At 71.7% G+C, this 12,731-nt stretch carries 10 protein-coding genes; 1 reads left to right on the top strand and 9 read right to left on the bottom strand.

Annotated elements, in window-relative coordinates:
* Positions 1–253: 253 nt before the first annotated feature.
* From aroQ to D3105_RS26410, 9 genes are all read right to left on the bottom strand, one after another.
* On the bottom strand, positions 254–694 hold the full coding sequence (gene aroQ, locus D3105_RS26455; protein WP_030712607.1) for a type II 3-dehydroquinate dehydratase: 441 nt from the start codon (positions 692–694) through the stop codon (positions 254–256).
* Positions 691–2,328 carry a 3-dehydroquinate synthase gene (gene aroB / locus D3105_RS26450; protein ID WP_118905518.1) on the bottom strand — a complete coding sequence of 546 codons (1,638 nt, stop codon included), beginning with the start codon at positions 2,326–2,328 and terminating at the stop codon, positions 691–693. Before aroB ends, aroQ begins: the two co-directional genes overlap by 4 nt.
* The gene (gene aroC / locus D3105_RS26445) at positions 2,325–3,509 is read right to left on the bottom strand and encodes a chorismate synthase (RefSeq protein WP_097986262.1); all 1,185 of its coding nucleotides are present in this window, start codon (positions 3,507–3,509) and stop codon (positions 2,325–2,327) included. The genes aroB and aroC overlap by 4 nt, the downstream gene beginning before the upstream one ends.
* A 145-nt stretch (positions 3,510–3,654) precedes the next feature.
* Entirely contained in the window at positions 3,655–4,482 is an 828-nt protein-coding gene (locus tag D3105_RS26440) for a shikimate dehydrogenase (RefSeq protein ID WP_118905517.1), read from the bottom strand.
* Entirely contained in the window at positions 4,479–6,263 is a 1,785-nt protein-coding gene (gene mltG, locus D3105_RS26435; protein WP_118905516.1) for an endolytic transglycosylase MltG, read from the bottom strand. The genes D3105_RS26440 and mltG overlap by 4 nt, the downstream gene beginning before the upstream one ends.
* Positions 6,264–6,361: 98 nt before the next feature.
* On the bottom strand, positions 6,362–6,835 hold the full coding sequence (gene ruvX, locus D3105_RS26425; RefSeq protein WP_030589598.1) for a Holliday junction resolvase RuvX: 474 nt from the start codon (positions 6,833–6,835) through the stop codon (positions 6,362–6,364).
* An 8-nt stretch (positions 6,836–6,843) separates the two neighbouring features.
* Entirely contained in the window at positions 6,844–9,513 is a 2,670-nt protein-coding gene (gene alaS / locus D3105_RS26420) for an alanine--tRNA ligase (RefSeq protein ID WP_118905514.1), read from the bottom strand.
* Entirely contained in the window at positions 9,513–9,872 is a 360-nt protein-coding gene (locus D3105_RS26415) for a DUF6167 family protein (protein WP_118905513.1), read from the bottom strand. The genes alaS and D3105_RS26415 overlap by 1 nt, the downstream gene beginning before the upstream one ends.
* Before the next feature lie 7 nt (positions 9,873–9,879).
* Complete coding sequence (locus D3105_RS26410; protein WP_118905512.1) at positions 9,880–10,335, bottom strand: DUF948 domain-containing protein; 456 nt, start codon at positions 10,333–10,335, stop codon at positions 9,880–9,882.
* 219 nt (positions 10,336–10,554) lie between these two features.
* Here D3105_RS26410 and D3105_RS26405 point away from each other — a divergent pair.
* Positions 10,555–12,731, top strand: a 2,177-nt coding sequence (locus tag D3105_RS26405) for an ATP-binding protein (protein WP_118905511.1), incomplete at its 3' end; no start/stop codon positions are given.

Here is a 12,731-nt window from a genome sequence, read left to right as displayed (position 1 = left end):
GGGATATCGGGGGCGGGCCGGGGTGGCCGGCGTGCTGGGCCTGGTACGGCCGGCCGACGTGCCCGCTACCGGGTCCGTGGGGCGGCAGCGGGGCCCCCACTGCGTGCTGCATCCGGTGCCACTCCGTCTCGTCACTGCAACTGGCGCTGCTGGGAGGGCTACCGTACCTTCCCGGGCCGTCTCGGGGTGAACGGCCCGGGAGGGTACGAAGTGCCCGTCGGCCGCGCGGCGGGCGGACGGGAGCCGCGGAGTGTCAGTCCGTCAGTTCGTCGGCGAGGGCGCGCAGGGCGAGCCGGTAGGAGCCGATGCCGAACCCGGCCACCGTGCCCGTGGCGACCGCCGCGACCACGGAGGTGTGCCGGAACTCCTCGCGGGTGTACGGGTTGGAGATGTGCACCTCGATCAGCGGGGCGGTGCGCTGGGCGGCCGCGTCCCGCATGCCGTACGAGTAGTGCGTGAAGGCACCCGGGTTGAGAACGACCGGAATCGATCCGTCCGCCGCCTCGTGGAGCCAGCGGATCAGCTCGCCCTCGTCGTTGGTCTCCCGGACGTCGACGTCGAAGCCGAGCTCCTTGCCGAGCGCGGTGCAGGTCTCGACGAGTCCGGCGTAGGAAGTGGCCCCGTAGACGTCGGGCTCGCGCGAGCCGAGCCGGCCGAGGTTGGGGCCGTTGAGGACGAGGACCCTGCGGGTCACGCGGAGACCTCCCCGTAGGCGGCGAGCAGCACGGCCGGGTCGGGGCCCTCCAGGACGGTGGGCTTGCCGATGCCGTCCAGGACGATGAAGCGCAGCAGGTCGCCGCGCGACTTCTTGTCGACCTTCATGTTCTCCAGCAGCTTGGGCCACTGGTCGCCGCGGTAGGTGAGCGGCAGGCCCACCGACTCCAGGATCGTCCGGTGCCGGTCGGCGGTGGCGTCGTCGAGGCGTCCGGCGAGCCGGCCCAGCTCGGCGGCGAAGACCATGCCGATCGAGACGGCCGCGCCGTGGCGCCACTTGTAGCGCTCGTTCTTCTCGATCGCGTGACCCAGCGTGTGGCCGTAGTTGAGGATCTCGCGGAGTCCGGACTCCTTGAGGTCGCTGGAGACCACCTCGGCCTTGACCCGGATGGAGCGCTCGATCAGCTCGGCGGTGTGCGGTCCGGAGGGCGTACGGGCGCCCTCGGGGTCGGCCTCGACCAGGTCGAGGATGACGGGGTCGGCGATGAACCCGGCCTTGATGATCTCGGCCATGCCGGAGACGTAGTCGTGGACCGGCAGCGATTCCAGGGCGGCGAGGTCGCAGAGGACCCCGGCGGGCGGGTGGAAGGCGCCCACGAGGTTCTTGCCCTCGGCGGTGTTGATGCCGGTCTTGCCGCCGACGGCCGCGTCGACCATGCCGAGCACGGTGGTCGGGACGGCGATCCAGCGGACTCCGCGCAGCCAGCTCGCGGCGACGAATCCGGCGACGTCCGTGGTGGCCCCGCCGCCGATGCCGACGATGACGTCGGTGCGGGTGAAGCCGGTCTGGCCGAGCGCCTTCCAGCAGTAGGCGGCGACCTCGACGGTCTTGGCCTCCTCCGCATTGGGCAGCTGGATCGCGATGGCCTCGTACCCCTGGGCCGCGAGGTCCTCGCGGACCGCCTCACCGGTCTCGGCGAGCGCCTCGGGGTGCAGTACGGCGACCCGCTTCGCGCGGTCGCCGATGAGCTGGGGCAGCTCGCCGAGGAGCTGGTGGCCGACGAGGACCTCGTACGGGTCGGAGCCCGCGGAGCCTGCGACCTGGATGCGGGTGGGGCTCTGCTGCGTCATGCCGGTGTTCTCCACGCCGGGGGCCGCTTGGCCCTCCGGCAGTTCCAGTGCGTCGATGATCGCCTGGGCGACCTCTTCGGGGGTGTTCTCGTCGGTGGCGACGACGGTACGGGCGACCTCTTCGTACAGATGGCGGCGGGCGTCCATCAGCTCGCGCCACTGCCGGCGCGGGTTGACCGCGAGCAGCGGGCGGGCGGCGCCGAGCCCGACGCGGCGGACGGCCTCGTCCACGTCCATGGAGAGGTAGACGACCGGCCGGCCGGCCAGCAGCTCCCTGGTCGCTCCGTCCAGGACGGCTCCGCCGCCGAGGGAGAGGACGCCCGGGTGCCCGGCGACGGCCGCGGCGACGGCGCGGCGCTCCAGGGCACGGAAGTGCTCCTCGCCCTCGTCGTAGAAGATCTCCGCGATCGGCTTGCCGGCCTCGGCGACGACGTCCGCGTCGGTGTCCCGGTAGGTGGTGCCGAGCCGGGCGGCGAGCAGTTCGCCGACGGTGGACTTGCCGACGCCCATCGGGCCGACGAGGACGACCAGGGGGCCGCTCATCGGATCTGGAGGTGGTCGAGGTACGACTGGACGTTGCGGCGGGTCTCGGCCACGCTGTCGCCGCCGAACTTCTCCGCGACCGCGTCGGCCAGGACCAGGGCGACCATCGCCTCCGCGACGATGCCCGCGGCCGGGACGGCACAGACGTCGGAGCGCTGGTGGTGGGCCTTGGTGGCCTCGCCGGTGGTGACGTCCACGGTGGCGAGCGCGCGCGGCACGGTCGCGATGGGCTTCATCGCGGCGCGGACACGCAGCAGCTCACCGGTGGTGAGCCCGCCCTCGGTGCCGCCGGACCGCCCGGAGGTGCGCTTGATGCCCTCGTCGGTGGCGACGATCTCGTCGTGCGCCTTCGAGCCGGGGACCCGGGCCAGCTCGAAGCCGTCGCCGACCTCGACGCCCTTGATCGCCTGGATGCCCATGAGGGCCGCGGCGAGCCGGGCGTCCAGGCGCCGGTCCCAGTGCACGTGCGAGCCGAGCCCGACAGGCACGCCGTACGCGAGCACCTCGACGACGCCGCCGAGGGTGTCGCCGTCCTTGTGGGCCTGGTCGATCTCGGCCACCATCGCCTTGGACGCGTCGGCGTCCAGGCAGCGGACCGGATCGGCGTCCAGCTTCTCCACGTCGCCGGGGACCGGGACGACGCCGTACGGCGCCTTGGCCGCGGCCAGCTCGACGACATGGCTGACGATCTCGATGCCCGCGGTCTCCTTGAGGTAGGAGCGGGCGACGGTCCCGAGGGCGACGCGGGCGGCGGTCTCCCGGGCGCTGGCGCGCTCCAGGACCGGCCGGGCCTCGTCGAAGCCGTACTTCTGCATCCCCGCGAGGTCGGCGTGGCCGGGCCGGGGCCGGGTCAGCGGAGCGTTACGGGCGAGCTGGGCGAGCTCCTCCGGATCGACCGGGTCGGCCGACATGACCTGCTCCCACTTGGGCCACTCGGTGTTGCCGACCATGACGGCGACCGGGGAGCCCATGGTGAGCCCGTGGCGCACCCCGCCGAGGAAGGTGACCTCGTCCTTCTCGAACTTCATCCGCGCGCCGCGGCCGTAGCCGAGCCGTCGCCGGGCCAGCGCCTCCGCGACCATCTCCGTGGTGATCGGGACACCGGCGGGAAGACCCTCCAGCGTCGCCACCAGTGCGGGTCCGTGCGACTCCCCCGCGGTCAGCCAGCGCAACCTGCTCAACGGTGCTCCTCATGCTCGCGCCTGAAAATCCAACGGCGCCACCGGGTGCGCGGCCCTGGCCCGCCACTCCCGATCCTCCCACGAACGGAGGCACGATCCGGTCGCCGGTCCAGCAGACGGACCGGCGACGCCCGTGGGCGGACGGTCAGCGGGAAGCGAGCGCGGCCTCCCCGGCCTGCCGCATGGCGGCGAGCGGCGCCGGGATCCGGCCGGTCATCTGCTCGACCTGGAGCAGCGCCTGGTGCACGAGGAGGTCGAGCCCGCCGACGACCGCCCCGCCGTGGGCGGACCAGGCGGCGGCGAGTTCGGTGGGCCACGGCTCGTACAGCACGTCGAAGAGGATGCCCGGAGCCTCGGGCACGGAGCCGGTGAAGGCGTCCGTCGCGCCCGCCGGGGTGGTGGCGATGACCAGGGGTGCGCTCAGTGCCACCGCCCCGTCGGCCCAGTCGGCGATCCGGACGTCGACCCCGAGCCGCTCCCCCCAGCCGCGCATCTCGGCGGCCCGCTCGGGGCTGCGCACATACGCCGTGACCGGCCCGGCGCAGACCACGGCGAGCGCGGCCAGCGCGGAGGAGGCGGTGGCGCCGGCGCCGAGGACGGCGGCGGACTCCACCTTGTCGACGCCGCGTTCCCGCAGGGCGGCGACCATGCCGGGGATGTCGGTGTTGTCGCCGACCCGGCGGCCGTCCTCGGTGAACACGACCGTGTTGACGGCCTCCACGGAGGCGGCCGTCGCGCTGACCTCGTCGAGCAGCGGGATGATCGCCCGCTTGAGCGGCATGGTCAGGGACAGCCCCGCCCAGGAGGCGTCCAGCCCTTCGACGAACCCGGGCAGCGCCGCCTCGTCGACCTCGAACCGGTCGTAGGACCAGTGCTCCAGGCCGAGCTCGGCGTAGGCGGCGCGATGCAGTACCGGGGAGAGGGAGTGGGCGATGGGCGAGCCGAGGACGGCGGCCCGGCGGGGCGCGCTCATTGACCGGCCTTCCCGTCCTCGTACTCCCGCCGGTTCTTCTCGTGCTCCTCGTTGGTCTCGGCGAAGACGGTCTTGTCCTCGTTGATCGAGACGAAGTAGTACCAGGGGCCCGGTGTGGGGTTCATGGCCGAGTGCAGGGCGTCCGCACCCGGGTTGCTGATGGGGCCGGACGGCAGACCGATGATCTTGTACGTGTTGTACGGGTCGTCGATCTTCCGCAGATCGTCGACGGCACCGATGTCCAGGGTGCTCTGGCCCTTGATGTAGTTGACCGTGGAGTCGAATTCCAGCCGCCCGACGGTCTCCATGTTGCCCGGCTTGAGCCGGTTGTAGACGACCCGCGCGACCTTGTCGAAGTCGTGCTTGTACTTGCCCTCGACCTGCACGAGGCTCGCGACGGTGATGAGCTCCCACGGAGTCTTCAGCCCGAGCTTCTTCGCGCTGCCTTCCAGGTCGAGCTTGCCGTACTCCTTGTTCGCCCGCGAGACCATCCGCTTCAGCGCGTCCTCGGGCTTGGACCCCTTGGCGACCGGATAGGCCGCCGGATAGAGGAATCCTTCCAGCGGGTCCTTCACGTCCGGGTTGTCATCGGCCCAGTCGGGCAGCCCCAGCGACTCCGCCTTGGTCTTGGCGATGCCTGCCGTGGTGCCTTCCTTGAGCTTGAGCCGCTTGTCGATCAGCTCGTAGACCTTCGCGTTACGGGTCCCCTCAGGGATCACGAACGCGTTCTGGCTCTTCGGATCGAGCATCAGCGTGACCGCGCTGGCCGCCGACATCTCCTTGTTCAGGAGATAGACACCGGCCTGGATCAGCTTGCCCTTGGGGTTGTCGTTCTGCGCCGCGACAAAGGCGTCGGACGACTTGATGACCCCCTGCTTGCGCAGAATGTTCGCGATGTCGTACCCGAACGCGCCCTCGGGGATCTCGACCTCGACCTGCTCGCTGCTGCCCGACCCGGCGTAGTCGGCCGGGGCACCGAACTGCTTCTGCCAGAAGGTGTAGCCGACGTAGCCGACCCCACCGAGGCCGCCGACCAGGACGACGGAGACCACCAGGCAGGCACAGCCGCTGCGGCTCTTCTTCTTCTTGCCCTTGCCGCCCCGGCGCTCGTTGCCCCCGCGGTCTCGGCGCGAGGAGCGTGATCCGTCGTCGTCCGGGTCATCGTCGTCGTCGCGCGGCTCACGGCCGGCCGGGTCGTCCGCACCGGTGAAGAAGGGGTGCGTCTCCTCCTGCGGCTGGTCCGGATCCCAGTCCGTCGACGCCTGCTGGTGAGGCTGCTGTTGCTGAGGCTGCTGTTCGGGCGCGGCCTCGCGGCGGCCCGGGGGCTGCGGCGGAGGGTAGGCCTCCGGCGTGCCGTAGTAGTCCTGGCCCGTGTCGTAGCCGCCGGGGTGCTGCGCGTACGGGTCCTGGGGCTCGGCCCCGTACGGCATGGCGGCCTGCTGGCCGGTGTCCCAGCCGCCGTTGTACTGCGACTGGGCACCGGGCTGCTGCGCGTACGGGTCCTGGGGCGTGCCGTACTGCTGGTGGTTCTGCTGCTGATGCTGATGGTTCTGCTGCTGGCCGTACTGCTGATGCTGGTCGTACGGCTGCTGCTGGTGCCCCTGGTACTGCTGGTGGTTCTGGTGCTGCTGGGCGTACGGGTCCTGCGGATAGGACTGCTGCTGGTCGCCGTACTGGCCCTGGCCGTGGGCGGCCTGGCGGCCATCCCATCCCTGGTCCCCGTACAAGGGGTCCTCGGGATGCCACGGTTCGGAGCCGGGGCCCCGGCCATACTCAGTCATCGATCCCCTAGAGCCGCGAGACGACGTTCCGTCTCTTCGCTTCGCTGTGCGGTTTGTTCGAACACCGCCGCATCGCGCGGAACGTTACCGTATCGCGATCAGACAACCACTTCGACGCCCTCGCCCGGGGGATTGCCTGACGCCCGTTCGGACTCCAGAGCGTTCTGAAGGATCACCACAGCGGCAGCCTGGTCGATGACAGACCGGCCTTTCTTGGACTTCACGCCCGAGGCACGCATGCCCTGAGCCGCCGTCACTGTGGTCATCCTCTCGTCCACCAGTCGCACCGGAACCGGCGCGATCGACCGGGCGAACGTCTGCGCGAACTCCCGGACCTTGGCGGCCGCAGGGCCCTCGCCGCCGCCGAGGGAGCGCGGCAGGCCGAGGATGACCTCGATCGGCTCGTACTCCTCGACGAGTCCGCGGAGCCGCCGGTGGGCAGCCGGGACATCGCGTCCCGGCACGGTCTCCACCGGCGTGGCCAGGATCCCGTCGGGGTCGCACGAGGCGACCCCGATCCGGGCGTCCCCGACGTCGACGGCGAGCCGCCGGCCTCGGCGCATCTGCGTCATCGCGTTCGTCACGCCGTCTCGGTGACGAGGCGTTCGACCGCGGCGACGGCGTCGCCGATGGCGGCCGGGTTCGTGCCGCCGCCCTGGGCGACGTCCGGCTTGCCGCCGCCACCGCCGCCGAGGGTCTTCGCGGCCGTACGCACGAGGTCACCGGCCTTGAGACCGCGCTCGCGGGCGGCCTCGTTGGTGGCGATGACGGTGAGCGGGCGGCCGTTGGCCGTGGTGAACAGGGCCACGACGGCCGCGCGGCCGCCCTGGATGCGGCCGCGGACGTCCAGGACCAGCTTGCGCAGGTCGTCGGCGGAGGTGCCGTCGGGGACCTGGCCGGTGACCAGCGCGACGCCGCGGACGTCCTTGGCGGACTCGACGAGCCCGGCGGCGGCCGCGAGGACCTTCTCCGCGCGGAACTTCTCGATCTCCTTCTCGGCGTCCTTCAGCTTGCCGAGCATGCCCGCGATCTTCTCGGGAAGCTCCTCGGCACGGCCCTTGACCAGCTCCTGGAGCTGGGCGACGACCGTGTGCTCCTTGGCGAGGAAGTTGTACGCGTCGACGCCGACCAGGGCCTCGATGCGGCGCACGCCGGAGCCGATGGAGGACTCGCCGAGCAGCTTCACCAGACCGAGCTGGGCGGTGTTGCCCACGTGGGTGCCGCCGCACAGCTCCTTGGAGAAGTCGCCGATGGTGACGACGCGGACCCGCTCGCCGTACTTCTCACCGAACTCGGCGATGGCGCCCTGCTTCTTGGCCTCGTCGATCGACATGACCTCGGCCTGGACGTCGAGTTCGCGCGAGAGGACCTCGTTGATCCGCTGCTCCACGTCGGTGAGGACCGTGCCGGGAACGGCGGCGGGCGAACCGAAGTCGAAGCGGAAGCGGCCCGGGGAGTTCTCGGAGCCGGCCTGGGCCGCCGTCGGGCCGAGCGCGTCGCGCAGCGCCTGGTGCGTGAGGTGCGTGGCGCTGTGGGCGCGGGCGATGGCGCGGCGGCGGGTGGCGTCGATGGAGGCGAAGACCGGGGCTCCGACCGTCACCTCGCCGACCTGGACGACGCCCTTGTGGACGTGGACGCCGGGGACCGGCTTCTGGACGTCGCGGACCTCGATCACGGCACCGGTGTCGAGCCGGATACGGCCGGTGTCGGCGAGCTGGCCGCCGCCCTCGGCGTAGAAGGGGGTGCGGTCGAGGACGACCTCGACCTCGTCGCCCTCGGTGGCGGCGGGCGAGGGCACACCGTCGACCAGCAGGCCGACGATCGTGGACTCGCCGGCCAGGCTGGCGTAACCGGTGAACTCGGTGGCGCCGGCGGTGTCGGCGACCTCGCGGTAGGCGGAGAGGTCGGCGTGACCGGTCTTCTTGGCGCGGGCGTCGGCCTTGGCCTTGTCGCGCTGCTCCTGCATGAGGCGGCGGAAGCCGTCCTCGTCCACGGAGAGCCCCTGCTCGGCGGCCATCTCCAGGGTGAGGTCGATCGGGAAGCCCCAGGTGTCGTGGAGCAGGAACGCCTTGTCCCCGGCGAGGACCTGGCCACCGGCGGCCTTGGTCTCGGTGACCGCGGTCTCCAGGATGTTGGTGCCGCCCTTGAGGGCCTTGAGGAAGGCGGCCTCCTCGGCGAGCGCGACGGTCTCGATGCGCTTGCGGTCGGTGATCAGTTCCGGGTACTGCTGCCCCATGGTGTCGATCACGACGTCGATGAGGTCCTTGACGACCGTGCCGGTGGCGCCCAGCAGACGCATGTTGCGGATGGCGCGGCGCATGATGCGGCGCAGCACGTAGCCGCGGCCCTCGTTGCCGGGGGTGACGCCGTCGCCGATGAGCATCACCGACGTACGGATGTGGTCGGCGACGACGCGGAGCGAGACGTCCGTGGAGTTCTCGGCGCCGTAGCGGACGCCGGTGAGCTCGGTGGCCTTGTCCATGACGACGCGCAGGGTGTCGGTCTCGTACATGTTCTGTACGCCCTGGAGGATCATCGCCAGGCGTTCCAGGCCGAGACCGGTGTCGATGTTCTTGGACGGCAGGTCCCCGAGGATCGGGAAGTCCTCCTTGCCGTCGCCCGCGCCGCGCTCGTACTGCATGAAGACCAGGTTCCAGATCTCCACGTAGCGCTCGTCGTTGACGGCCGGGCCGCCCTCGACGCCGAACTCGGGGCCGCGGTCGTAGTTGATCTCCGAGCAGGGGCCGCAGGGTCCGGGGACGCCCATGGACCAGAAGTTGTCCTTCTTGCCCAGGCGCTGGATGCGCTCGGCGGGGACGCCGATCTTGTCGCGCCAGATGGCCTCGGCCTCGTCGTCGTCGAGGTAGACCGTGATCCAGAGCTTCTCGGGGTCGAGGCCGTAGCCTCCGTCCTCGACGGAGTTGGTCAGGGCCTCCCAGGCGAGCTGGATGGCCCCTTCCTTGAAGTAGTCCCCGAAGGAGAAGTTGCCGCACATCTGGAAGAAGGTGCCGTGGCGGGTGGTCTTGCCGACCTCTTCGATGTCCGGCGTACGCACGCACTTCTGCACGCTGGTGACGCGCGGGGCGGGCGGCTTGACCTCGCCGAGGAAGTACGGCTTGAAGGGAACCATGCCCGCGGGGACCAGCAGCAGAGTCGGGTCGTCCGCGATGAGCGACGCCGAAGGCACGGCAGTGTGACCGCGCTCCTCGAAGAAGCTCAGCCAGCGGCGGCGAATTTCAGCCGACTCCATCAGTGGTCCTCATTCCGGTTGTTCGAGTTGTCGGTGTTCGATGTGGAGGGGAGCTTGCGGTACGTGTGCGGGTGCGCGGGTTCGGCCGCTTCGACGGCGTAGTGCCGCTGTACGGGGAGGTCCTGGTCGACCGGGGCCTCCAGGCCGAGGGCGCCGCCCAGTTCGGCTTCGCGGCGGACCATGCCCTCCCGTACGTCGAGGGCGAAGTCCTTGAGCTTGTGACCGGCCTCGATCGCCTTGTCCGCGGCCTGCGCCGCGAGGCTCTCGGGGGTCAGCTGCTTCAGCTTGCGGTTGACCTTGGTGGTGGCCCACACACCGGCGGCTGCGCCGGCGCTGAACCAGAACGTGCGGCGGAACATCGCTCGATCAGTCCTTCTGTCCGCGGGCGTTTCGGCGTTCGCTCCTGCGTCCGCGCGCCGAGGGTACGGTCCGGCCGACGATCACCGTACGGCGGGCGGAGCCACGGCCCCGCGCCGGTTGTGGTGCGGGCTCGGTGCGGCGGCTGAGCGCCTGCCGTACGCCGTAGCCAAAGGCGGCGACCTTGACGAGGGGGCCGCCGAAGGTGGAGGCGACGGTGGTGGAGAGCGCGGAGGCGTTGGAGGTGACCTCCTGGACGTCGCTCGCGATGGCGTCGACCTTGTCCAGCTGGGTCTGCGCGGAGCGCACCGTCGCCGAGGCGTCGGCCAGCAGCGGAACGGCCTGTTCGGTCACGTCCGCGACGAGCTTGGTGGTCGCCCTGAGCGTCTGGGCAAGCCTCACCAGCACCACGGCGAGGAACGAGACCAGGATCGCCCAGAAGACGGCCACGAGAATCCCGGCCACCTCTCCACCGGACACAGTGCACCGCTCTCTGCTTGTCGATCGGCCCCTTCGGGGGCTTGTCTCCGTCGGTGGCGCCGGCTGCCGCCCGCGCGCCCGATCGTCGTCCCACGAGCCTATCGCGCCGCGCATCTCCTCCCCTACCGCATTCCCCGCGGGCCGGGCGGGAGTTGCCCGACGAGATTGTACGGAGAGCTTTCAAGCCAGTACGCTCCGTGTTTCATGCGACGCCTGCAGGACCCCTGCCCGAATCCCGATGATCCCGACGCCCGCCCCGTGGCGGCGCCCGGCAACCTCCCGGCCGAACTGACCAGGTTCGTGGGCCGCGAGGACGAACTGGCCGAGCTGGGCGGGCTGCTGGAGGAGTCCCGGCTCGTGACCGTCGCCGGAGTGGCGGGCGTGGGGAAGACCCGGTGCGTCATCCGGGTCGCCGCGCTCCGGGAGAAACGGTACTGCGACGGGGTCCTGCTGGCCGAGCTGTCCACCGTCCGCGATGCCGACCTGCTGGAACACGCCCTGATCGACGCCCTGGGGCTGGCCGATCACACCAGTCGGCCGCCGCGCGCCGTCCTCGTCGAACACCTCCGCGAGCGCCGGACGCTGCTGGTGATCGACGGCTTCGAGCACCTCGTCGACGCCTGCGCCGACCTCGTCACCGAGCTGCTGCGCCGGGCCCCGGGCCTCCAGGTGCTCGCGGCCGGGCGCTGCCCGCTGCGGGTGGACGGGGAGCGGACGTACCCGCTCGCCCCGATGTCCGACGGGGACGCGGTGGAGCTCTTCACCGAACGGGCGCGCGGGGTGCGGCCGGGCTGGGCGCCCGCGGCGGACGAGCGGGCGGCCGTGCTGGAGCTCTGCCACCGCCTCGACGGCATTCCGCTGGCCCTGGAGCTGGCGGCCGGGCGGCTGCGCGCCCTCTCGGTGGAGCAGGTGCTGCTGCGCCTGGACGACCGGTTCCGGCTGCTGACCGGCGGCCGCCGCGGTGCGTCGCCGCGCCACCAGACGCTGCGGACGGCGATCGGCTGGAGCCATGAGCTGTGCACGCCCGAGCAGCGGCTGCTGTGGGCGCGGCTCTCGGTGTTCGCCGGGCAGTTCGACCTGGAGGCCGCCGAGTACATCTGCGGCGGGGCGGATCTGCCGGCCGACTCGGTGCTCGATGTGCTGGACGAGCTGATCGCGCAGTCGGTGGTGGAGCGCGAGGACGGGCCGGCCGGAGCCCGCTACCGGCTGCTGGACACGGTCAGCGAGTACGGGGCGCAGTGGCTGGCGGCGGCCGGGGACGCCCAGCGGCTGCGGCGCCGGCACCGGGACTGGTTCCTGGGGCTCGCGACCTGGTGCGAGCTGGACTGGTTCAGTCCGCGCCAGGCGGAGGTGGCGGCGCGGATCGACAGCGAACTGCCCAACCTTCGCCGGGCGATGGAATGTTCGATGGAGAGCCCCGACGAGGTGCATCTCGCGCAGCATCTGGCGGGCACCCTGTGGTTCTACTGGACCGGTTGCGGGCGGCTGTCCGAGGGGCGGCACTGGCTGGACCACGTCCTGGAGGAGCCGACCCCGCACGATGCCGCACGGCTGAAGGTGCTGTGGGTGCTGGGCTATGTGGCGGTGCTCCAGGGCGACGCGGTGGGTGCGATCTCGGCGCTGCAGGAGTGCCGGGAGGAGGCCGAGCACTGCGGGGACGCGACGGCTCTGGCGTACGCGGTGCACCGCACGGGGTGTCTGGCGATCGTGACGGACGACATGGAGCGCGCCGAGGAGCTGCTGCGCGAGGCGCTCGGCCGGTACCGCGAGGTCGGGGAGCTGAACAGCAACGTCCTGATGGCGCAGGTGGAGCTGGCCATGGCGGTGGCCTTCCTCGGCGATCTGGACGCGGCGGCGGTGATCTGCGACGAGGTCCGGGAGATCTGCGAGGACCACGGGGAGCGGTGGGCACTGGCGTACGCGCTGTATGTCCTGGCGTACGCGGCACTCCGGCGGGGTCGGCCGGCGCGGGCGCGGCAGATGCTCGGCGAGTGCCTGACGATCGGCCGGACGTTCAACGACCTGCTGGGCACGGTGCTGTCGCTGGAGCTGCTGGCGCTGGTGACGGCGGTGGAGGGGGACGCCGGGGAGGCCGCCGTGCTCCAGGGCGCGGCGGAGGGCATCTGGCCGTCGGTGGGTCTGCAGCTGTTCGGCTCGGCGTTCTACGGGCGGCCGCGTGTGGAGTGCGAGGAGCAGGTGCGCCGGGAGCTGGGGAACGCGGCGTACGAGGAGGGGCTGCGGGCGGGCCGACGGCTGGATCCGGCCACGGCGGTCGACCGGGCCCTGGCCGGTGGCGGGCCGGGCGCGCCGGGGGGCGCGCCGGGCGCGGGAGGGGTGCCGGCGCCGGGCGGGCCGGGCGGAACGCGAAGGCCCGCCGCCTC

This window comes from Streptomyces globisporus (assembly GCF_003501885.1).
Taxonomy (GTDB): domain Bacteria; phylum Actinomycetota; class Actinomycetes; order Streptomycetales; family Streptomycetaceae; genus Streptomyces; species Streptomyces globisporus_D.
This window is presented reverse-complemented; position numbering and strand designations above follow the sequence as displayed.

Bases quoted from the DNA above. Each gene is read 5' to 3' on its own strand.
- alaS (WP_118905514.1), bottom strand. From the start codon at position 9,513: ATGGAGTCGGCTGAAATTCGCCGCCGCTGGCTGAGCTTCTTCGAGGAG.
- D3105_RS26440 (WP_118905517.1), bottom strand. From the start codon at position 4,482: ATGAGCGCGCCCCGCCGGGCCGCCGTCCTCGGCTCGCCCATCGCCCAC.
- aroB (WP_118905518.1), bottom strand. From the start codon at position 2,328: ATGAGCGGCCCCCTGGTCGTCCTCGTCGGCCCGATGGGCGTCGGCAAG.
- ruvX (WP_030589598.1), bottom strand. From the start codon at position 6,835: ATGACGCAGATGCGCCGAGGCCGGCGGCTCGCCGTCGACGTCGGGGAC.
- mltG (WP_118905516.1), bottom strand. From the start codon at position 6,263: ATGACTGAGTATGGCCGGGGCCCCGGCTCCGAACCGTGGCATCCCGAG.
- D3105_RS26415 (WP_118905513.1), bottom strand. From the start codon at position 9,872: ATGTTCCGCCGCACGTTCTGGTTCAGCGCCGGCGCAGCCGCCGGTGTG.